Source organism: Gilliamella sp. B3783 (genome assembly GCF_026536125.1).
Classification (GTDB): Bacteria; Pseudomonadota; Gammaproteobacteria; order Enterobacterales; family Orbaceae; genus Gilliamella.
In genome coordinates this window covers 47125-70054 of the sequence record NZ_JAFNOU010000009.1, presented here as the reverse complement: position 1 = coordinate 70054, position 22930 = coordinate 47125, and the positions used below count along the sequence as shown (strand labels likewise).

Here is a 22930-nt window from a genome sequence, read left to right as displayed (position 1 = left end):
GTGATTAATTTAAAAATAAAAGATAAAAGATCCTTATCTTGCATCATGTTAGTCATAGTTATATTATGGTTAGTAATGCTATATTATTTAAGGAATTTATTATGTTAAAGTCAATTGATCCAACTACTACTTCCGCTTGGAAGTCACTGCAAACAAGCTACCAAAAACACCATAATAAAACTATTGCACAGATCTTAAAAGATGAACCTAATCGTGTTGAAAAACTCAGTATTCCATTCGAAGATGAATTTTTGGTCGATTTATCAAAAAATCGTGTGACACAAGAGACATTGGACATTCTCTACAAATTGGCGCAAGAATGTGATTTAAATAGCGCAATTAAAGCGATGTATAGTGGTGAAAAAATTAACCGTACTGAAAACCGTGCTGTTTTACATGTAGCATTGCGTAATGTAGAAAATAACCCGATCTATGTCGATGGAAAAAATGTCATGGATGACGTTAATGCCGTACTGGCAAAAATGGCGTCATTCAGTAAAAAAGTGATTAGCGGTGAGTGGAAAGGTTATACCGGTAAAGCAATTACCGATGTTGTCAATATTGGTATTGGTGGTTCGGATCTTGGTCCACATATGATTACAGAAGCTTTACGCCCTTATAAAAATCATTTAACCATGCATTTTGTATCGAATGTTGACGGTACGCATATTGTTGAAGCGCTCAAAGGATTAAATCCTGAAACAACCTTATTTTTAGTTGCATCTAAAACGTTTACTACCCAAGAGACCATGACCAACGCGCAAACTGCACGTAAATGGTTACTTGATGCTGCAAAAGATGATAAAGCGGTTGCATTACATTTTGTCGCGTTATCAACTAACGCCAAAGAAGTTGAAAAATTCGGCATTGATACGGCAAATATGTTTGAATTTTGGGACTGGGTCGGTGGGCGATACTCATCGTGGTCAGCAATCGGGTTATCGATTGTTTTATCTATTGGATTTGATAATTTCAAACAATTTTTAGCTGGCGGTCATGCTATGGATAAACATTTCCAAAGTGCGCCAATTGATAAAAATATTCCTGCATTACTCGCGTTAATAGGGCTTTGGTACAATAACTTTTGTGGTGCTGAAACCGAAGCTATTTTACCTTATGATCAATATATGCATCGCTTTGCTGCTTATTTTCAACAAGGAAATATGGAGTCAAATGGTAAAAGTGTTGATCGTAATGGTAATAAAACCACGTATACGACTGGTCCAATCATTTGGGGCGAACCAGGAACCAATGGGCAACATGCGTTTTATCAACTCATTCATCAAGGTACTAAGCTCATCCCTTGTGATTTTATCGCACCAGCTATCAGCCATAATCCGGTTGGGGACCATCATCCAAAATTGTTATCTAACTTTTTTGCTCAAACAGAAGCATTGGCTTTTGGTAAAACAGCGCAGCAAGTTGAACAAGAGTTTATTGCAGCAGGTAAACGTTTAGATGAAGTTAAATCCGTTGTGCCATTTAAAGTATTTGAAGGTAACAAACCGACTAATTCAATTTTAGTGAAAAAAATTACGCCTTATACTCTCGGTGCATTAGTTGCGATGTATGAACATAAAATCTTCACACAAGGTGTTATCCTTAATATATTTAGTTTTGATCAATGGGGCGTTGAACTTGGCAAGCAGTTAGCGGGTCGAATTTTACCTGAATTGGCTGATGATAAGCCGGTAAGTTCTCACGATCAATCAACCAATAACTTAATTAATCAGTATAAAAAGTGGCGTTAATCTGATTTTATTGATTCAATATAGTTGAATCAATAAAAAACCTTCAGTTTTTGGACTGAAGGTTTTTTTTATAGCTAACAAGATAAGTAATTACTTCTTAACTCGCATTATTGGTGTTTTTCCTGCTTCGACAGTGCCCGATAATTTAGTTAGTTCGGCAATGGTTTCCATGTTGGAAATGACAACTGGCGTTAAGACTGATTTTGCTTTACTTTCCAGTAATGGTAAATCAATCTCTATAATTGTATCACCTACTTTAACTTGCTGACCTTCTTCGGCTATACGTGTAAAACCTTCACCTTTAAGTTCTACTGTATCAATACCAAAATGCACAAAAAGCTCAATACCTTCGTCTGATTCGATGGCGAAAGCATGATTGGTCTCGAAGATTTTGCCAATTTTACCACTTAATGGCGCAACAATTTTATTCCCAGAAGGTTTGATTGCAACACCATCACCGACAATTTTTTCAGCAAAAACCACATCAGGTACATCTTCGATTTTGACAATTTCACCACTTAGTGGCGCAATAATTTCGATGCTATTTTTACTATCATCGGACACAAATTGCTTTATTTTATCGAACAGTCCCATCGTTGTCTCCTAACAAATTTGCTTTTCAGCGGTATAAGTTTGTATTAAATCAAGAATTTCTTTAGCTGTTGCTTTTTCTAATGCTGTATCTGCAAATTTTTTCGCTTCTTGGTAATTAGTATTACGAATTAATTTTTTAATTTTCGGAATAGATACCGCACTCATACTGAATTCATCAAGCCCCATACCAAGTAATAAGATAGTGGCTCTTTCATCACCAGCAAGCTCACCACACATACCTGTCCATTTACCTTCTTGGTGAGACGCATCGATAACTTTCTTAATTAAAGTTAATACCGATGGTGAAAGTGGATTATAAAGGTGTGAAATAAGCTCATTACCACGATCAACGGCTAATGTATATTGTGTTAGATCATTAGTACCAATACTAAAGAAATCAACTTCTTTCGCTAAATGATGTGCAATTACCGCAGCAGCTGGCGTTTCAATCATGACACCAATTTCGATATTTTTATCGAATGCTTTACCTTCTGCATTTAATTGTTCTTTTAGAATATTGATTTCTGATTTTAATAAACGAATTTCTTCAACAGAAATAATCATTGGGAACATAATGCGGAGTTTACCAAATGCTGATGCACGTAAAATAGCGCGCAACTGAGCATGAAGTATTTCTTTTCTATCTAAGCAAATACGAATCGCTCGCCAGCCTAGGAATGGATTCTCTTCTTTTGGAAGATGCATATAAGGAACATCTTTATCACCACCAATATCCATAGTACGGACGATGACAGATAAACCATTAGTGGCTTGTGCTACTTCTTTATACGCTTTAAATTGTTCTTCTTCATCAGGATAACTTTCACGATCCATGAATAAAAATTCAGTACGATAAAGACCAACACCTTCATAACCATTACGTTCTGCACCAGCGATATCGCGTACGGTACCAATATTGCCACAAATTTCCACTTGATGCCCATCAAGGGTAACAGCTGGTAAATCTTTCAATTTAGCGAGTTCTTCTTTGTCGGCAAGATATTTTGCTTGAACTTGTTTTAGCTTTTCTTGAGTTGAATGATCCGGATTGATGTAAATTGCATTGTTGATGGCATCTAAAATTACAAAATCACCTTGTTTGATTTCTTGTGTTGCATTAGATGTCCCCACGATTGCTGGAATTTCTAATGAACGAGCCATGATTGATGTGTGTGAAGTGCGTCCACCTGCATCAGTGATGAAGCCTAACACCATTTCTAAATTTAATTGAGCGGTTTCAGAGGGTGTAAGATCCGTTGCAACTAAAATACAAGGTTGGCTTATTGCACTTAAATCGACAATTTCGATGCCTAAAATATTTTTTAGTAATCGTTTACCAATATCACGAATGTCTGCTGCACGTTCTTTTAGATATTCATCGTCTAAATTTTCAAGCTCTTTTGCTTGTGCTTCAAATACAGATTGTACTGCCGCATCGGCGCTTGAGTGTTTACTTTCGATTCGTGAAATAACTTCTTGTTCAAGATCTTCATCTTCAAGAAGCATAATATGACCTTCAAAGATAGCCGCTTTATCTTCACCTAATGTTGATTTAGCTCGTTCCATGATAGCGTTAAGTTGCTCGCTAGACTTTTGACGAGCTTCTTTAAAACGTTCAATTTCTGCATCGATTTTGTTATCAAGAATTTGTTTATTATTAATAACAATAGGCTCTTCTTTTAATAATAACGCTTTTGCAAAAGCGATACCGGGAGAAACAAGTATACCTGATACCATAACATTTAATCCTTATTCAATTTTAAAACTGTTCATAGCTAATTGGGAGTTATTATTCTAATTCTGGAATTAATTTTACTAGATGATGTACTGCTTCTTTTTCATCTTCGCCTTCAGCAGAAATTGTAATTGTTGTTCCTTGTGTTAATCCTAAAGTTTGTAATTTAAATAAACTTTTAGCACTTGCGCTCTTACCATTGGATGTAACTGTAATTTCAGAGTTAAAGTTTTTTGCTTCTTTGACAAATTGTGCAGCAGGACGGGTATGAAGACCATTCGATGCAGTAATTGTGACATCTTGCTTGTACATAGTTATTTTTACTCCCAAAAATATTATCATTTACGCGAACAATATAAATAAAAACTGCCAGAAACGCCAGTAAGATTTAATATAACTTTGAAACAGTTAATATTATTTTTAGTAATACCTCAAGATTAGTCATATTTTATCAATATTGGTAAATTCGAGTGATCTTATCACTACACTTTTTGAATTCAACTTGCCCATGAACACCATGTTTAATGTTTTCAAAAACGGCCTCTTCGCTACCATCATGCTTTGAAATTTTAATTTCTTGCTCACAGAATGTTTCAAATCGTTGCAGTTCTTGTTCACTCGTTCCTAATTTATAATGGTTTGGTAAATCTTGGCTTTTTACATAGGTATGGGTTTTATCGCGTAGATCGAGAATAATAACACCTTTGTTTGATGACCATGAACTACAGGCTGTTAATGTTAAAGCAAACGTGATAAATAGCAGGGGAAATTTGATGAATAAACTTGCAATGTTCAAAATAATTCCTTTATAAAGCTTGGTAACCTGTTTATTATTTATAACTAGGTATGAATTATATACTAATTATTAATGAAAGTGCAGGGTGCATTTTATTGACGTGACAAGATCAGGGTGGGGTAATGACTGATACTATTAACTATGACGAATTAAATCGTCAATTAATCGAATGTAACATTGGGATTAATGCTGCTGAATTACATGGTTTTATATCCGGGATTTTAGCCGGTGGTAATCATGATGAAAGTTGGCGTCCATTAGTCAAGGATATGTTAAATAATGGAGAGGCGATTGCAGAACCATTAGAGCAACAAATTAAAAAGCTTTATGATTTAACCAAACAGCAATTTTCTAATGAAAATTTTGAGTTTGAGTTATTACTTAGTGAGCATGATCTGTTTTCGCAGATCGATGAATTAGTTGGTTGGGTTAATCATTTTTTACTGGGAATAGGTTTAGTTCAACCAACGATTAACCGGTTAAAAGGTGATGTTGGCGAAGCGATTTATGATTTACGTCAAATAGTCAAGCTTGGTTATGATGAAAATGAGGATCAGCAAGAACTTGGTTTTGCTTTTGAAGAAATTAAAGAGTATGTCCGTATCACCTCAATGTTGTGCTACGATGAATTTAATGAATCAGATATTGTACCGACTATTCATTAATTGGAATAATCATTTCTTTTTAGGATCATTAAAATGATAGATACAGATATTAAAACTGAACTGTGTAATCGTCGTGAAACATTACTTGCTAAAATGGCAACCAATAGTGTGGCACTTTTCTTTGCAGCGCCAGAAGTTGTTCGAAGTAACGATACGCATTACCCTTATCGGCAAAATAGTGATTTTTGGTATTTTACTTGTTTTAATGAGCCAGAAGCGGTTTTTGTAGTAATTAAACAACATGATAATCAGGCACGTTATGTCTTATTTAATCGAAAAAAAGATCCTTTAGCTGAAACATGGACCGGTTATCGTTTAGGGCAAGCGCTTGCTTTAGACACAGTTTGGGTGGATGAGGCTTATTGTTTTGACAGCATTAATGCTAATTTACCTAAAATCTTGAAGGGAAAAGATATCGTTTATTATGCCGATGAGCAGTATCAATACGCGGATAAGATTATTAAAAAAGCATTACGAGCTTTAATCAAAGAAGGTAAATCCACTGGTTTAAAACCAATTTCAATCAGTGATTGGCGGCCTGTTGTGCATAAAATGCGAATGTTTAAATCAGATTTTGAGATAAATATTTTACGGCAGGCTTGTGATATCAGTGCTCAAGCTCACCGAAGGGCTATGCAAAAATGTAAGCCAAACTTGTATGAGTATCACTTAGAGGCAGAAATTTTATATGAATTCGCGTGTCATGGTGCCCGATATCCTGCTTATAATACTATTGTTGGAAGCGGTAATAATGGCTGTATCTTACACTACGAAAATAATAGTGCACCATTGAAAGAGGGTGATTTGGTACTCATTGATGCGGGATGTGAGTATCAGCATTATGCGGGTGATATTACGCGAACATTCCCTATAAACGGTAAATTTAGTCAGGCTCAACGTGAAATTTATGATATTGTTCTAGCATCACAATATGCCGCAATTAAGCTCTTAAAACCCGGAAACTCAATTAACCAAGTTAATCAGACCGTGATTAAAATTATGGTCGAGGGATTGGTAAAATTAGGTATTATGCAAGGCGATGTGGATAAATTGATCGCTGATAAGGCGTATACTGAATTTTATATGCATGGTTTAGGGCATTGGTTAGGCATTGATGTTCACGATGTAGGAAGTGATCGCCTTTATCTTTTAAAACCAGGTATGGTGTTGACTGTTGAACCAGGATTATATATTAACCAAAATGCCGATGTACCTGATCAATATAAAGGGATTGGGATTCGTATTGAAGATAATATTTTAATTACTTCATCGGGTAACGAAGTACTCACTTCTGCTGTACCTAAAGAGCCTAGTGAAATTGAAAAGCTGATGGCCAATAAAGCATCGGTTATTGAGTGATAAAAAGTGCCATAATCATTGTTTAAAAAGATTATGGCTTTTAGTTTAATTATTGTTAATGAATTGTATATAGTCTAGCGTTTGATTATTAGTCTAAATTAATTGATTTATCCCGATTAAATACAATTTTGATTTTTAAATTTTGTGCAGCAATAGGTTTGTATTTCCATGTCTTCATGGCATTAATTACCGATCGGTTAAAAATATTATTGGGTTGCGCTTCAATAATTCTGATATTTTCAACACGCCCTTCGCTATTAACATCAAACATAGCAATGACATATCCTTCTAAACGCATATCGAGTGCTCGTCTAGGGTATTCTGGTTGATTTCGACTAATTGGAGAAGCGCTTGCCGAATATTGGCGATTATCCGATATTTTAGGTGCGACCGAAGTGCTAGCCATATTTTCACTTGCAACTTCTTGTCTAACTTGTTGTTGTGATGATTTTTGTGTCGGTTGTGGTTTTTTCTTTGGTTTGGGTTGTGGCTTTACCACCTCTTTTTCAGGTGTTATAACTGGTTTATCCGGTATTTTAACGGGTTCTGGCTCTGGTTTTTTTTCTTCAATAACTTCTGGCTCAACAACTGGTTCTACTGGTGTTTCTTCAATAGGTTTATTGTCGATAACATCACTGTTATTGTCACCTTTTATTTCAGGTTTGTCTTCAACTAAAGATTGTTCAGGCGCTGCTAATTGTGATAAATCAACCATCACAGCTTTGATTGAGTTGTCTCCTTCTTCAACAATGATATCTTTGGCAAATAGTGCGGAGCTAAATAATAAGGCGAATAAGCATAAGTGTGAAGCGACCGAAAGGGAGGTAAATAAATAAGTACCTTTCGGCTTTTTCTGAGCAACAATTTGCGGATCTTTTTCAGTATTGATATCAATATCAAAGTTAATCTTCATAATAATTATCATTTTTTACTTAAGGATGGCATTTTAAATGAAAATGCTTATCATTTGTAGTTTTTTTTTAAAGATGATATATCAATAACTTGTTGCACAAAAAGATTTATCAGATAATAGTCAATAAATTTCTATTGTTTTTAGCGGTTAGGCTGATGAATAATCCATCAATGAATCAAATTCTCGATCTTATAAAAGATGACTTAGTAAAAGTTAACGCAGCAATACAGGCAGAGCTTAGCTCTGATGTCGCTTTAATTAATCAATTAGGTAATTATATTATTAGTAGCGGCGGCAAACGTATTCGCCCTGTTATCGCATTATTAATTGCTAAGGCGCTTAATTATCAGGGCGATAAACACATTATTGCTGCTGCTTTTATTGAATTCATTCATACAGCGACATTGCTACATGACGATGTGGTTGATGAATCTGATTTACGACGTGGAAAATCAACCGCTAATGCACTTTTTGGTAATGCCGCTAGCGTATTAGTTGGCGATTATATCTATACGCGATCATTTCAAATGATGGTACGCACCGAATCGTTTAAAGTGTTGACTATCATGTCAGCGGCAACAAATGTTATTGCTGAAGGTGAAGTGCAACAGTTAATTAATTGTAATGATCCAAACATTACTAAAGAGCAATATTTGGAAGTTATTTATCGCAAAACCGCGCGTTTATTTGAAGCCACCTCCCATTCTGCTGCGGTATTAGCTGGCGCTAATGAGCAGCAAGAATTAGCCTTGCAAGAGTATGGTAAATTTTTAGGTACCGCATTTCAAATTATTGATGATCTATTGGACTATAGTGCTGATAGTAATCAAAAATTGGGTAAAAATTTAGGTGATGATCTTAATGAAGGTAAACCAACATTACCGTTGTTACATGCTATGCATAATGCTGGCAACAGTGATGATGCTGAATTAATTCGTCAAGCTATTTTACAAGGTAATGGGCGACATTTGTTAGATCGTATTTTACAGATTATGCAAGACTGTGGATCTCTCGAATTTACGTTACAAACTGCACAGCAGGAGGCCCAAAAAGCCTTTGATGTTATTGCAATTTTACCTGATTCACCTTACAAAAAAGCGCTGCAAGATCTTGCTTTGCTATCTGTTAAAAGAGAAAACTAAGCTGACTGAGCATGTTTGTGTTTGATGCTGAGCAGCATCGTTTTCTTTAAACTGTTTGATATTCACTATTTGAATAATCATTGTCAAATTTTGTCAGAGTAATACTTTATGTTTAACCGTACTTGGCCTGTTTTTTTAATATTTATTTCGATGATTTCGGTTCAAGGTAGTGCATCTATGGCGAAATACTTGTTCCCTGTACTTGGTCCAGAAGGGATGACCGCTTGGCGACTGACTTTTTCATCAGTTATGTTATCGATTATCTTCAAGCCTTGGCGTAAACCAATAACCAAACAAGCTTTCAAATATATTTTTTGCTATGGTGTTGCAATGGGCTGTATGAATTTGAGCTTTTATAATGCTATTGCTCGTATTCCGTTAGGTATTGCTGTTGCCATTGAATTAACCGGTCCTATTATGGTAGCGATGTTTTCTGGCCGTCGTTTGACTGATTTTGTCTGGTTAGCCATTGCGGTTGTCGGGTTAGCGATGTTATTACCGATTCATCAAGCATCCAATGATTTAGATCCGATGGGTATTTTGTTGGCATTATCCGCCGGTGCATGTTGGGCATGTTATATACTCTTTGGGCGTCAATCAGGTGCTATTCACGGTTCATCAAGTGTTGCAATTGGATCTATTATTGCGTCATTTTTACTATTTCCAATTGGTGTGTGGCAAAGTGGCAGTGCTATGTTTTCGATAGACTTATTACCGTTAGTTTTTGTCGTTTCTTTATTAGCGTCGGCTATACCTTATGCCTTAGATATGGTTGCACTACCAAGGTTACCGGCTCAAACATTTAGTACGCTAATGAGTTTATCGCCAGTATTTGCAGCATTTTCAGGTTTGATAGTGTTGCATGAGCAATTAACTCATTATCAATGGTTTGCTATTGGGTTAATTATTATCTCATCAATAGGAACCGTATTGGCGATGAATCGACCGGCTAAGATTAAATCGATCAAGCCAGTCATTAACTCAGAAAACACATCGCAAAACTAATATTGGGTGCGATGTGTTGTTTAGATTAGAAAATTGAATAGGTTAGACGCAATTATATATTGCAATAATTGCGCATTAGCGTCTTGGTAAGCCCATTCCCCCGCCCATAAGTCCTTTCATTTGGCGCATCATTTTCATCATGCCGCCGCCTTTCATCTTCTTCATCATTTTTTGCATATCTTCAAACTGTTTTAATAGTTTGTTAACATCTTGCACTTGCGTACCCGAACCATTAGCAATACGACGTTTACGCGATCCTTTAATAATTTCAGGATTGGCGCGTTCTTTTAGTGTCATCGATCCAATAATGGCTTCCATTTTAATTGTAATTTTGTCATCCATTTGAGCTTTGATATGGTCTGGTAATTGACCAACACCCGGTAGTTTAGCCAACATGGCGCCCATTCCACCCATATTACGCATCTGCTTGAGTTGATCTTGGAAGTCGTTAAAATCGAATTTGTCACCCTTTTTGAGTTTTTTAGCAATTTTTTCTGCTTTTTCTCGATCGACATTGCTTTGTAACTCTTCAATCAGAGAAATCACATCGCCCATGCCTAAAATTCGAGAGGCAATACGGTCAGGATAAAATGGTTCTAAAGCATCAGTTTTTTCACCCATGCCTAAGAATTTAATTGGTTTACCTGTAATATGCCGAATTGATAATGCAGCACCACCACGTGCGTCACCATCGACTTTGGTTAAAATAACACCGGTTAACGGCAGAGCCTCATCAAAAGCTTTAGCTGTATTAGCGGCATCTTGACCCGTCATCGCATCAACCACAAATAGGGTTTCAATTGGATTAATTGCTTGATGTAGTGCTTTGATTTCGTCCATCATGTCATTATCGACATGTAAACGGCCTGCGGTATCGACAATCAGCACATCAAAGAATTGTAATTTAGCATGGTTAATTGCTTTATTAACAATATTGACTGGTTTTTCGTTAATATCGGAAGGAAAAAATTCAACATCAATCGCTTTAGCTAAGGTTTCTAATTGTTTAATCGCAGCAGGACGATAGACATCGGCAGAAACGACGAGTACTTTCTTTTTCTGTTTTTCTTTTAAAAACTTCGCTAATTTCGCGACGCTGGTCGTTTTACCTGCACCTTGTAAACCCGCCATTAAAATCACAGCTGGGGGTTGGGTTGCCAAATTCAGTGAGCTATTGACTTCGCCCATGGCACGAGTGAGTTCATCTTGGACTATTTTGATAAACTCTTGGCCTGGTGTTAGACTTTTACTAACATCTAAGCCGACAGCTTTTTGTTTAACTTGATTTATAAACTCACGAACAACAGGCAAAGCAACATCGGCCTCAAGTAATGCCATGCGCACATCACGTAGTGCTTCTTTAATATTATCTTCAGACAGACGCCCACGCCCACTGATATTGCGAAATGTCTGTGATAAACGGTCGGTTAAATTCTCAAACATGTTAACTCTCAATAAATAAAAAAATTATGTTTATCATAGCAGAAATTTGTCAGAAGTCCCACGATCATAATCAAGTACAAACTTGACAGTAAATTAGGTTACTGTTGAAATGGCAATAGACAAAATAAATGAATGTATTGAGATGAATGATTAACCAGACAAGATGAAAAAGGAGAAAATCAAACATGGTAAAAAAAGTGATTAGTACCGATAAAGCGCCTGCTGCAATTGGTCCATATGTTCAAGGGGTTGATTTAGGTAATATGTTATTTGCATCTGGGCAAATTCCACTCGATCCTGTTACTGGTCAAATGGCAACGTCTATTGAGGAACAAACCAAACAAAGTTTAGCTAATGTTAAAGCAATTGTGACAGCTGCGGGTTATCAGATCAATAATATTGTCAAGACAACTATATTTTTAGCAGATATGAATGATTTTGCCGCAGTGAATGCTATTTATGAGTCATTTTTTACTAAGAACAATGCGGCATTTCCGGCACGCTCTTGCGTACAAGTAGCTAAAATACCTAAAGATGCAAAAGTAGAAATTGAAGTGATTGCAGTTAAATAAGCGTGACATATTCTGTTAGCACCATAAAGTGCTAATGCTTACGATAAATAAACTATAACTAATAGATTGAGCTAATTGCGTATAGATTGGTCTATTTTTATAGTTTAAGAATGAATATTTTGCCTTTATTTACTCAGTAAATATCGTTCTAATTATTTGTTGTTAAACTTTTATTTAGTGATTGATTGACAATTAAGTTGATGTAATAATCTACAACTATTAGTCAGTGTTGATTGTGTTAGTAGGTAGTCAATATGTTTGAAAAAATCGATTCGTATGCGGGCGATCCAATTTTATCTTTGGTCGCAGAATTTAATAATGATAATAGAGAAAACAAGACCAATTTAAGTATTGGCTACTATTATGATGAAAACAGTGTCGTCCCACAATTATCATGTATTAAAGCTGCTCGCGATTATATCTATCAGCATAATCAAGGTGCGCAGCTTTATTTACCGATGAGTGGATTGCCTGCTTATTGTCAAGCTATTCAAGTTTTGCTTTTTGGTGAAAATCACAGCGCTTATAAAGATAAGCGAATTGCAACTATTCAAACACTAGGTGGATCGGGTGCATTAAAAATTGGTGCCGATTTCTTATATCGCTATTTTCCAGATTCTCAGGTTTGGGTAAGTGATCCTACTTGGGAAAATCATATTGCCATTTTTAGTGGGGCAGGTTTTAAGGTCAATCAATACCCTTATTTCGATGATAAAACCTGTGGCGTAAAATTTGATGCTATGCTTCAAACTTTAGACCAATTACCGGCTAAAAGCATTGTTTTACTGCATCCTTGCTGCCATAACCCAACAGGTGCTGATTTAACGCACGATCAATGGGATAAAGTCATAGCAGTTTTAAAAAATCGAGATTTAATTCCTTTTATGGATATTGCTTATCAAGGCTTTGGTGAAAATATTGACGATGATGCATATGCGCTTCGAAAAGCCGCAGAAGTAGGATTGTGTGGACTTATCAGTAACTCTTTTTCTAAAACATTTTCCCTTTATGGTGAGCGAGTTGGTGGTTTGTCGGTTTTATGTGATAATAGCCAAGTCGCAAGTCATGTGCTTGGGCAACTTCAAGCGACCGTTCGTCGTAATTATTCAAGTCCAGCAGCTTATGGTGCACATCTTGTGTCTTATGTTTTAAATAATAATGATCTTAAAGCGTTATGGTTCAAAGAAGTGGCATCAATGCGTAATCGTATTGTGACAATGCGATCAACCTTAGTTGAATTATTAAAAAACAAATCGTTAGACCGTAATTTTGATTATTTAGTTAAACAACGTGGTATGTTTAGTTACACTGGATTTACCCAAAATCAAGTTACACAATTAAAAGATAACTTTGCTGTTTATTTGGTGGGCAGCGGAAGAATGTGTGTGGCTGGGTTAAATCACCATAACATTCATCGTGTGGCAGAAGCATTTGCTACACTAAAATAACAATGTAAATAATGAAAGGAGTATCAAATGTTGCAAAAAATGTTAATTATTGTGTTCGGTCTTGTAATGACAACATTAGTTACTGGATGTAATACAGTAAATGGTGTAGGTAAAGATGTTCAATCTGGCGGTAAAGCTATTTCAAATACTGCTGAAAAAGTTAGCGATAAAATGTAAATAAGACAAAGTAGTCTATTTGCAAGGTAAATGTGAAAACGGTTATTTTGTGAATATACTTAAGTAAAAATGAAGCGTCTTATTATTTTCGTCGTGTTTTTTTTACTTGTTGGGTGTGGTTCATTAAATTTTCGAACTGCACCCTCAGTTATGCATAATTGCCAATACTCAACTCGCGCAGGCGTTGAGTTTTCGTTAAATTTACTTCCTTCCAATAAAAAAAGTTACCAATCAATTTATATCGCGCAAAGTCGTGCTAGTAAGCATTTATCTTCAAGTTATGCAGGTATAAAAGGCAAGCTAACCGATCAGATTTTTACACGTGATTATCCTAAGGAAACTTTTTGGCGAACACAAAGTTTATTAGATAGGGCTACCTTGTATGATGACGGTTACGATGATCTTTATATTAGCCCTGCACAAAAACAAGAACGCGATCGCAAAGCAAAATTTGTTGTTAGACAAGCAGTTTTACAAAATTGCCAAATTGTTTATATTGCTATTGATTCTTTAGCCAAAGATAAAGATAACCCTTTATTAATTGAGTCTAATGAGATATCGATAAATAAATAGGCATTATATGAGAGAACAAAATTCATTGCGATATTTGTTAATCGACTGATAATAGGTTTTGCTTGGTTGACCTTATTTTATATCGTATTTGAGTAATTTTTTGTGAAATTGAGTTGCATTCTTACTTTATATTAATCATCTAATTCTCTCATTGGTTATCGTTGGATTTTTTCGCTAGCATCAAATGGCGATTTGTTCTTATTTAAGATAAACGATAATGGTGTCTATTGCTTGTTAAGCTGAAATAAGCCTTTGCTAATTTTGTTTAATATTTTTAGATTTATCTTAGATGTTTTATTGATATCTAATACCGTTCTGACTGATTTTGTATTACAATCTAAAACCAAAGTGGCTTATCTAATATCAAATTTTGTAGCAATAATTTATTTGAGTATTTCGATTGCTTGTATGCTAAAGTTTATACCAATCAAAAATACCTTTGTTAATCGCTGTTATAGTATTTATAGCTATAACAGCGTTGTCAGTTAATTTGTTTTTAAGGAAATAAAATGACACTAAATTTTGAACCATCAGTAAATGGAAAAGTAAAAAAAGCAGTTATCCCTGTTGCAGGGCTGGGTACTCGCATGTTGCCTGCGACTAAAGCCATCCCTAAAGAAATGCTGCCTGTTGTGGATAGACCACTTATTCAATATGTCGTTAAAGAATGTATTTCAGCTGGAATCACAGAAATTATTTTTGTAACGCACTCATCAAAAAATTCTATCGAAAATCATTTTGATACAAGTTTTGAATTAGAAGCTATGCTAGAAGCCCGAGTTAAACGTCAATTACTCCAAGAAGTGCAAGGTATTTTGCCAAAAAATGTGACGATAACCAGTGTTCGTCAAGGCTTAGCTAAAGGGCTTGGTCATGCAGTATTATGCGCTTACCCTTTAGTTGGCGATGAGCCATTTGCGGTCGTGTTACCGGATGTAATTATTGATGAATATGATAGTGATCTTAGCACAGACAATTTAGCAGCGATGATTAGTAACTATCAAGAAACCAAACGTAGTCAAATCATGGTCGAACCAGTGCCAAAAGAGTTAGTCTCTTCTTATGGTATTGTCGATTGCCGTGGTGAAGCGCTATTAGCAGGCAATACTGCTCAGATGTATAGTGTAGTTGAAAAACCGACCATTGACGCTGCGCCTTCTAATCAATCAGTTGTCGGACGATATGTATTATCTGAAAAAATCTGGCCATTACTTGCTAAAACGCCTTTAGGAGCTGGTGGTGAAATTCAATTAACCGACGCTATTGCAATGTTACTAGAAGAAGATCCGGTTGATGCTTATTGTATAAAAGGTCGTAGCCATGATTGCGGTAATAAATTAGGTTATGTTCAAACTTTTGTACAATACGCAATGCGTCACAAAAGTTTAGGTAATGATGTAAAAGCTTGGCTTAAAACGCTTTAATGTTTTTACTGTCATTAATGGATTATAAGAAAGGTGCACTTCGCACCTTTTTTATTTTGAATTTATTAATTGAGATGTACACAATTTGTAGATTTTCAATCTAAATGATTATTTATAGTCTACTCCACTTTATCATTAGTGTAATTTGTTAAAATATTGATTGTGTTTATCTCAGCTAACATTTAGCTTACTATTTAATAATAGCAACCTAATTAGGCATCTGTTGATTCATCTTCAAGTGTCACATTAGGATCATTATATACGTTCAAGTCCATCAAACCTACTTCACGATCAGTGGCAATCGCCGCGGTCATTGCACCAGATACATTGGCTAAAGTTCTGGCCATATCAATAATTGGATCAACAGCAAGGACCATACCAATCAACGGAAAATACTCAGCCATGCCCATTCCAGATAATACGACAGTTGCCGCAACGGTTGCGGTGCCAGGAATACCCGCAATACCGATTGAACCAATCACAACGACAATCACTAACATAATATAAAATTGAATATTAGTATCAATACCAACCATATGTGCAACCATGACTGCAAGTAATGCTGGAAAGAAGCCAGCACAGCCGTTCATCCCCATTGTACTACCAAGCGAGCAGACTAAATTAGCTGTACCGGTATTAACCCCCATTCTGACAGTTAATGTAGAAATTGTCATAGGTAATGTGCCAACAGATGACCGACTGGTAAAGGCTAATAGCCATGTACCCAACGCTTTTTTGATAAACGTTATTGGTGATATACCATGCGTTAATACAATAGCAACATGCATAATTAGCATAATTAAGGTCGCAACATAAATGGCAACGACAAAACTGGAAACTTGAATAATAGCCGGTATACCATTAGAAATGATGGTACGGGCAAGTAAAGCTATTACCGCGTAAGGCATGTATTTTATTACTGTCATAGCAATTGACATGACAATTTTGTATAGCGCTTCGATAAATGTTTTAAATAGTTCGATTGGTTTAGGATTTTTCTTTTCCATTCGATTGGCAGCAAGTCCCATCAAAGCAGAAAAGATGACTAAACCAACAATATTTTCTTTAACCATTGAGGCGATAATGTTACTGGGTATTAGGTTGATAAACGTATCAATTATATTGGTATATTGTTTTGCTTGAGCTTGAAGTTCTGATGCTTTGCTCATTTCACCGAGGGAAAATAGGTTGGCAAGTATAATACCCACCAAACAAGCGATAGCCGTAGTAAAGAGTAACCAAAAGATACCTCTAAAAGCAATCTGAGGGAGATTGTCTTTTCCGGAGAAATCAATGATGACTTTAACGATGGATACAAAGATGAGTGGAATAACTAGCATACGAATAAAGGCAATAAATGCACGCCCAAAAAGACCATACCATGTTGCTGTTTCTTGCATCCAAACACTTGATGTATCAGGAAATCCAGCAGCAGCTTGGATGCCTAAACCAAGTACTGCGCCAAGTATTAATCCGACTAACATACGAATCGAAAAATTGACTTTTCGGTTTTGTAATGGCCTCATTACAGCAAAAAAGCAGACAAGTAAAAGTCCAATTCCAATTAAGGTTTGGTAATGAGTTATGGATAAGAACTTTTCAAAAAAAGTTCCTTGAAAAATGGCATCTGACATAGTTGAACCTCGCCTTTGCTGATAAATTTAATTATCAAATAAAAAATGTAAATATATCGGTTATAAAATAAATTTCTGATTTAATTAATCTATCAATGGGTATATTTCAGTATTGTGTTTACTTTAATTGAATATTAATCGCTAATTTGCAATATAGTTGTTAGATAACCCTGATTGATTATGTATTCGCTATTTTGCGATGGATCCTGCGATATTTAAAACATCCCATGGTCTAGAAAAAGGAGGAGCATATAAAAAATCCAACATAGTTAATTCATCAATGGTCATTTTTGCCCATATTGCTGTTGCTAACACATTGACTCTTAACGCTGCTCCAACCCCACCGGCAATTTGTCCACCTAAAATAATACGAGTTTCGGCATGATAAATCAGTTTAGCGGTTATGCTGGTTTGCCCAGCAACGTAGTTGCTATGGTTTTTATCTTTTACTACAACGGTTTTATAGGCAATGGCTGCTTTTTTAGCATCATTTTCTGTAATACCTGTTCGACCAGCTTCAATATCAAACACTTTTAATGCTGATGTACCTAAGGTTCCAGGAAATTGACAGTGTCCACCGGCTAAATTTTCACCTACAACTTTGCCAAGTTTATTTGCTCCGGTCGCTAATGGAATATAGACCATATCATGGCTAACCTTGTGATAAAGTGCGGCACAATCGCCTGCTGCATAGATGTCACAAATATTGGTTTGACCTAACGCATCAGTAATAATCGCACCATTTTTTAAGGTACTAATCCCTAAATTGTTATAAATGCTGCTATTGGGTTTTACACCTGTTGCAATAATAACCATATCGGCTGGGTACTGGCCTTTATCGGTTATCACGTGGGTGACTTTATCTTGTCCACCAAAACCTAGTACTTTTTCTTGTAAATGTAAATCGCAATATTGCTTGATATTTTCAGCTATGATATCGGTAATTTGCGCATCGAATGCATCAACTAATACTCTATCATCCAATTGAATCAACTTAACTTTTTTGTTTAATGCAACAAGTGATTCGACCAATTCTAGTCCAATATAACCAGCTCCAACCACAATAATATTGTTAACTTGAGCATCATTTAGCGTTTTTTTAATTGCTTGACCATCATAGATATCACGAAGTGTAAAAATATTTTTGAGTTTATCATTTGAAAATGGTGGAATGATTGGACTTGCACCCACCGCTAAAAGTAATTTGTCGTAAGTGTCTTCAAAACAGTGCCCATTAGTCAGATCTTTTATCTTCAATTTTTTAGATAGAGTATCTATTGCAACAACTTCATGAAGAATTTTTATGTCAATACCGTCTTTTTCGAACTGTTGGGGTGTTCGTGATATCATTTCGTTGGCATCACTAAAGTGATCACCAATAAAGTAGGGTAAACCACAAGCACCAAACGATACGATATCGGATTTTTCATAAATACGGATAGTTGCCTTGGGATTGATTCTTTTAGCTTTTGCTGCGGCACTTGCTCCAGCTGCTTGAGCACCGATAATAATTATTTTCATCTATTTTTCCTTACTGCTAATAATATTGATATTTATTATCCTACCACACGTTAAATCAAATATTGTTGGCCGCTCATTATTTCGCATTAATTGTAATCAATTTCGAATTTATAATTGAAGCATATATGCGTTTTAAGTGATTAGACTTTTAATTAGTGGTTATGATTAATGTTTAACATTATGTCGACTAATTTAGGTTAAAGGATAGGTTTTATCACAATTAACCAAACTTTTTATTAATTCAATATGTAAACGAGAATCATTTAGTGCTGGAATATAATAGAATTGTTCACCACCAGATTGTAGAAATATTTGCCGATTTTCATCATCGATTTCGTATAGGGTTTCAATACAATCAGCGGAAAAGCCAGGGCACATGACTTGTACATGTTTGATACCAGTATTCGCTAGATTTTGTAGGATATCACTGGTGTTAGGTTCGACCCATTTTCCTTTACCAAATTTCGATTGATAAGCCATCTGAATTGATAAATCAAGACCACTTTGATGACATTTTTTTATCAATAATTCGGTAGTGAGTTGACAACGCTCAATATAATCTTCTTGACGTCTTTTGCGGTAACGTTCAGGAATACCATGATAAGAAAGTAGTAATACTTCCGGCTTTCCATTTTTTAAAATTGCCTGTTCAATTTGTGTATAAAGCGCGTGAATATAACATGGATTGTCAGCATAATCGCGAATATAGTTAATATTATTAAAATGACTATCACGTTTAATCATCTGTTTTAATTTATCCAATACTGCAAGCGTTGTCGTGGTAGAGTATTGTGGGAACAAGGGTAATACAGTAATTTTATTGCATGATTTAAGATTATTGAGTGCCGACTGCATATCGGGTTGAGCATAAGTCATTGCCAGCTCGCAGTGAGTTTCTGGTAGCTCATGTTGTAACTTGTCACATAATAATTGACTGTAGTGGAGTAAAGGCGAGCAGTTATTGACCCATATTTTTTTATAGTGATTTATAATATAGGGAACACGTTTGGGTAATATTAGATATTTTAAAATGGGATACCATAACAAATAAGGTAAATCGACCACATGCTTGTCCAATAAAAACTCTGTTAAATATTGTTTTATTGCATCTGGTGTTAATTTGCTAGGTGTGCCTAGATTCACTAATAATAAGCCTTGTTTTTTATCCACAAATCACCCTTCGATTAACAAAGATAATGGTTAATAATAGCAAGTAACTTAGCTAAAGCACCTTGATTTTGTTTTAACACATAGTGTGCTTTTTCGCCAATTTGCTTGCAGTGAGTTGGGTTAGTTAATAAATTATCAACGAATAAAGCCAATTTATTGGCTGAACTATCACTAATAATCATTGCATTATCAGCAATGAGCTGTTCACAAATAACGTTGAAATTAAAATAGTGCTCTCCGCTGATAATAGGAATATGGTGTAAAGCGGGTTCCAATGGATTATGTCCACCGTGTTTGACGAAACTACCTCCAACTACGGCAATATCGGCAATACCATAAAGCACCATTAATTCTCCCATTGTATCGCCTAAAATTATTTGTGTTTGGGGCGTTGGTATTTGTTGATTACTGCGTTTGATGTAATTAAAACCTTCATCATTAATTAACTTTTCAACAGTATTAAAACGTTCAGGATGACGGGGTACTAAAATTAATAAAAGATTAGCGTGTTTTTGCAGTAATAGTTTAAAAGCAGATAAGATAATTTCATCTTCACCAGTATGTGTACTTGCTGCAATTAATACCGGTCGATTTAATTGCCATTGTTGTTTTAATGCGATTATTTGTTGTTGCTGTTGATTTGTTAAGTTGATATCAAACTTGATACTGCCGGTGATGGACAAATGTTCTTTTGGCAAGCCTAGCGATATAAAACGCTCGCCATCTTGGTGATTTTGTACCGCGACAGTACTAATTTTAGCCAATAAGTGGCTAATCGTTTTTCCTAACTTAGCATACCTTTTAGCCGATCGCTCTGACAACCTAGCATTGGCAATAATCACTGGGATATGGCGTTTATAGCACTGGGATATCAAATTGGGCCAAAGTTCTGTTTCCATAATAATCACCAATTTAGGTGATACGATTTTAAGAAATCGATGTAATGCACAAGGTAGATCGTAAGGCAAGTAGACATGGCTGACACTATCTTTTAATAATGATTTTACTTGTTCTGAACCTGTTGGCGTCATTGTAGTAACAGTAATAGGTAAATCGGGATATCGCTGCTGTAACGCTTTTACTAGCGGAATGGCGGCAATGGTTTCACCAACAGATACGGCATGAACTAAAATGCCATTTGGTTTGACTTTGTGTTTACAAAAACCATAGCGTTCTAACCAACGTTTGCGATAAGCTGGTGCTTTACGGCTACGCCACAGTAATTTTATCCATATTAATGGTTGGATAATATATAACAGGACATTATATAGAATTTGCATAACAATTATCCAACATGTCTAATTATTGGGTTACATTAAAAAAATACTTACGATAATAAGTAAGTTCAGCAATTGAGTCGCGTATATCATCAAGCGCTTGGTGTGTACTTTGTTTACTTATTCCTTTTAATATCTCAGGTTTCCAACGTTTGGCTAACTCTTTAATAGTGCTGACATCTAAATAACGATAATGAAAGTAACGTTCTAAATTAGGCATGTAATTAAATAAAAAACGACGATCTTGTGCAATAGTGTTGCCACAAATGGGGGAGCAGTTTTCTGGTACCCATTGTTTTAAAAATTCGATGGTCTGTTGTTCTGCTTGCTGTTCATTGATTTGACTTTGACGAACGCGTTCAATTAAACCTGATTTTCCATGGGTATTTTTGTTCCAATCGTCCATCAGCGCCAGTTGTTCATCGGATTGATGTACGGCAATAACAGGACCTTCAGCAACAATGTTGAGATCTGAATCAGTCACAATTGTGGCGATTTCGATGATGCGATCAACAGTGGGATTCAGACCTGTCATTTCAAGGTCAATCCAGATAAGATTATTACTGTTAACTTGTGATGATGTAGTCATAATATGTCATAGAAATTTTCTTTTTAATGCTGACTAGTGTAGCATAACTGTCAAACTGTTTTAGTAAAAATTATTGACTGTGGCAAAAAATCAATTATCTCAAAATCAAAAAAGACGCATGGCTGCGAAACATCAACAACGTTTAGCCATAAAGTCAGATGAAAACTTAGCCAACTTCACGTCACCAAGTGATGGTGTGGTTGTTAGCCGTTTTGGTAAGTCTGCGGATGTGGAGGATAGTTTAGGCAAAATTTGTCGATGTAGTATTCGTCGAACTTTACCTTCATTGGTGACTGGCGATAAAGTGGTTTGGCGTGAAAGTTTAGAGCCAAATACCAATGGTATTATCGAGGCCGTTTACCCTCGCCATTCAGAGTTGGTTCGTCCTGATTTTTATGATGGTGTTAAGCCGGTCGCTGCGAATGTCGATCAAATCGTCATTATCTCAGCTGTTTTGCCTGAATTATCGCTTAATATTATTGATCGCTATTTAGTTGCTTGTGAGGCAACAGACATCACGCCAATTATTGTGTTAAACAAGATTGATTTGCTTACTGATTCACAACGTAAAGACGTTGAAAGTCAATTAGCCATATATCGCCAAATTGGTTATCAGGTGCTTTTTGTTTCTTGTCAAGATCAGCAGGGCATTATAGCGTTACAACAGACCTTACAAAATAAGGTATCTATTTTAGTTGGGCAGTCAGGGGTGGGAAAATCAAGTATTATTAACTTATTATTACCTCATCAATCGCAATTTGCACTCACAGGCGATGTTTCAGAAATATCTGGGCTTGGTCAACATACCACCACGTCAACGAGGTTATATCATCTGCCTAATGGTGGCGACATTATTGATTCTCCAGGTATTCGTGAGTTTGGTTTGTGGCATTTAGAACCTGAGCAGGTTATTAGTGGTTTTAAAGAATTTGCGGATTATTTAGGGGGATGCCAATTCCGTGATTGTGATCATTTAACAACGCCAGGTTGTGTGTTGCAACAAGCGGTTATTGATGGAAAAATAGCCCCTTCAAGGCTTGATAACTATCATCGAATTTTACAATCCATGAAAGAAGTCAAAGCAAAAACGAATAAAAATTACAAATAGTTATTTGGTTGTATTTGCCAAACATCAATTATAG

Annotated in this window: 22 protein-coding genes; 11 read left to right on the top strand and 11 right to left on the bottom strand. The window is 35.7% G+C overall.

Translation table 11 applies throughout. The features are described from left to right. Window positions 1-101 precede the first annotated feature (101 nt). On the top strand, window positions 102-1751 hold the full coding sequence (gene pgi, locus J3U59_RS10125; RefSeq protein WP_267334141.1) for a glucose-6-phosphate isomerase: 1650 nt from the start codon (window positions 102-104) through the stop codon (window positions 1749-1751). A gap of 90 nt (window positions 1752-1841) precedes the next feature. Here the strand turns inward: pgi and crr are convergent, their stop codons facing one another. The 4 genes from crr to J3U59_RS10105 all read right to left on the bottom strand — a co-directional run bounded on the left by crr (window position 1842) and on the right by J3U59_RS10105 (window position 4876). Beyond that, window positions 1842-2345, bottom strand: coding sequence for a PTS glucose transporter subunit IIA (gene crr / locus J3U59_RS10120; protein ID WP_065634094.1), 504 nt, complete (start codon window positions 2343-2345; stop codon window positions 1842-1844). A gap of 9 nt (window positions 2346-2354) precedes the next feature. Next, complete coding sequence (gene ptsI / locus J3U59_RS10115) at window positions 2355-4082, bottom strand: phosphoenolpyruvate-protein phosphotransferase PtsI (protein WP_267334142.1); 1728 nt, start codon at window positions 4080-4082, stop codon at window positions 2355-2357. Between the two features lie 52 nt (window positions 4083-4134). Next, a complete protein-coding gene (ptsH, locus tag J3U59_RS10110) occupies window positions 4135-4392 on the bottom strand; it encodes a phosphocarrier protein Hpr (RefSeq protein WP_065634096.1) in 258 nt (85 codons plus the stop codon). A 139-nt stretch (window positions 4393-4531) separates the two neighbouring features. Beyond that, the gene (locus J3U59_RS10105) at window positions 4532-4876 is read right to left on the bottom strand and encodes a hypothetical protein (RefSeq protein WP_267334143.1); all 345 of its coding nucleotides are present in this window, start codon (window positions 4874-4876) and stop codon (window positions 4532-4534) included. A gap of 122 nt (window positions 4877-4998) precedes the next feature. Between J3U59_RS10105 and J3U59_RS10100 the strand changes: the two genes are divergently transcribed. Further along, entirely contained in the window at window positions 4999-5541 is a 543-nt protein-coding gene (locus J3U59_RS10100) for a UPF0149 family protein (protein ID WP_267334144.1), read from the top strand. 33 nt (window positions 5542-5574) lie between these two features. Continuing rightward, a complete protein-coding gene (gene pepP, locus J3U59_RS10095) occupies window positions 5575-6900 on the top strand; it encodes a Xaa-Pro aminopeptidase (protein WP_267334145.1) in 1326 nt (441 codons plus the stop codon). A gap of 88 nt (window positions 6901-6988) precedes the next feature. Here pepP and J3U59_RS10090 read toward each other — a convergent pair whose 3' ends face one another. After that, entirely contained in the window at window positions 6989-7813 is an 825-nt protein-coding gene (locus tag J3U59_RS10090; RefSeq protein WP_267334146.1) for a TonB family protein, read from the bottom strand. Window positions 7814-7968: 155 nt separating this feature from the next. On the opposite strand from J3U59_RS10090, the gene ispB reads away from it, so the two are divergent. Together ispB and J3U59_RS10080 are read left to right on the top strand one after the other, a co-directional pair. Next, on the top strand, window positions 7969-8955 hold the full coding sequence (ispB, locus tag J3U59_RS10085; RefSeq protein WP_267334147.1) for an octaprenyl diphosphate synthase: 987 nt from the start codon (window positions 7969-7971) through the stop codon (window positions 8953-8955). A gap of 108 nt (window positions 8956-9063) precedes the next feature. Continuing rightward, window positions 9064-9960, top strand: coding sequence for an EamA family transporter (locus J3U59_RS10080; RefSeq protein ID WP_267334148.1), 897 nt, complete (start codon window positions 9064-9066; stop codon window positions 9958-9960). Between the two features lie 75 nt (window positions 9961-10035). On the opposite strand, the gene ffh is transcribed toward J3U59_RS10080, so the two are convergent. After that, window positions 10036-11403 (bottom strand): signal recognition particle protein, encoded by a 1368-nt coding sequence (gene ffh, locus J3U59_RS10075; protein ID WP_267334149.1) that lies wholly within the window; start codon window positions 11401-11403, stop codon window positions 10036-10038. Between the two features lie 185 nt (window positions 11404-11588). Between ffh and J3U59_RS10070 the strand changes: the two genes are divergently transcribed. From J3U59_RS10070 to galU, 5 genes are all read left to right on the top strand, one after another. Further along, entirely contained in the window at window positions 11589-11975 is a 387-nt protein-coding gene (locus tag J3U59_RS10070; protein WP_267334150.1) for a RidA family protein, read from the top strand. A 254-nt stretch (window positions 11976-12229) separates the two neighbouring features. Further along, window positions 12230-13423, top strand: coding sequence for an aromatic amino acid transaminase (locus J3U59_RS10065; RefSeq protein ID WP_267334151.1), 1194 nt, complete (start codon window positions 12230-12232; stop codon window positions 13421-13423). A 27-nt stretch (window positions 13424-13450) separates the two neighbouring features. Further along, complete coding sequence (locus J3U59_RS10060) at window positions 13451-13600, top strand: entericidin A/B family lipoprotein (protein ID WP_081297505.1); 150 nt, start codon at window positions 13451-13453, stop codon at window positions 13598-13600. 69 nt (window positions 13601-13669) lie between these two features. Further along, window positions 13670-14173, top strand: coding sequence for a hypothetical protein (locus J3U59_RS10055; RefSeq protein ID WP_267334152.1), 504 nt, complete (start codon window positions 13670-13672; stop codon window positions 14171-14173). A 509-nt stretch (window positions 14174-14682) separates the two neighbouring features. Next, on the top strand, window positions 14683-15597 hold the full coding sequence (gene galU / locus J3U59_RS10050) for a UTP--glucose-1-phosphate uridylyltransferase GalU (protein WP_267334153.1): 915 nt from the start codon (window positions 14683-14685) through the stop codon (window positions 15595-15597). 212 nt (window positions 15598-15809) lie between these two features. Here galU and J3U59_RS10045 read toward each other — a convergent pair whose 3' ends face one another. From J3U59_RS10045 to orn, 5 genes are all read right to left on the bottom strand, one after another. Further along, complete coding sequence (locus tag J3U59_RS10045) at window positions 15810-17231, bottom strand: cation:dicarboxylate symporter family transporter (protein ID WP_267334154.1); 1422 nt, start codon at window positions 17229-17231, stop codon at window positions 15810-15812. A 189-nt stretch (window positions 17232-17420) separates the two neighbouring features. Next, a complete protein-coding gene (locus J3U59_RS10040; RefSeq protein ID WP_267334155.1) occupies window positions 17421-18752 on the bottom strand; it encodes a CoA-disulfide reductase in 1332 nt (443 codons plus the stop codon). Window positions 18753-18944: 192 nt separating this feature from the next. Beyond that, a complete protein-coding gene (gene hemH, locus J3U59_RS10035; protein ID WP_267334156.1) occupies window positions 18945-19922 on the bottom strand; it encodes a ferrochelatase in 978 nt (325 codons plus the stop codon). A gap of 14 nt (window positions 19923-19936) precedes the next feature. Continuing rightward, window positions 19937-21202: a lipid IV(A) 3-deoxy-D-manno-octulosonic acid transferase gene (gene waaA / locus J3U59_RS10030; protein WP_267334157.1), complete on the bottom strand. Its 1266-nt coding sequence runs from the start codon at window positions 21200-21202 to the stop codon at window positions 19937-19939. 22 nt (window positions 21203-21224) lie between these two features. After that, on the bottom strand, window positions 21225-21788 hold the full coding sequence (gene orn, locus J3U59_RS10025; RefSeq protein WP_267334158.1) for an oligoribonuclease: 564 nt from the start codon (window positions 21786-21788) through the stop codon (window positions 21225-21227). A 79-nt stretch (window positions 21789-21867) separates the two neighbouring features. Here orn and rsgA point away from each other — a divergent pair, with 79 nt between their 5' ends. Beyond that, a complete protein-coding gene (rsgA, locus tag J3U59_RS10020; protein WP_267334159.1) occupies window positions 21868-22896 on the top strand; it encodes a small ribosomal subunit biogenesis GTPase RsgA in 1029 nt (342 codons plus the stop codon). The last annotated feature ends 34 nt before the right edge of the window (window positions 22897-22930 follow it).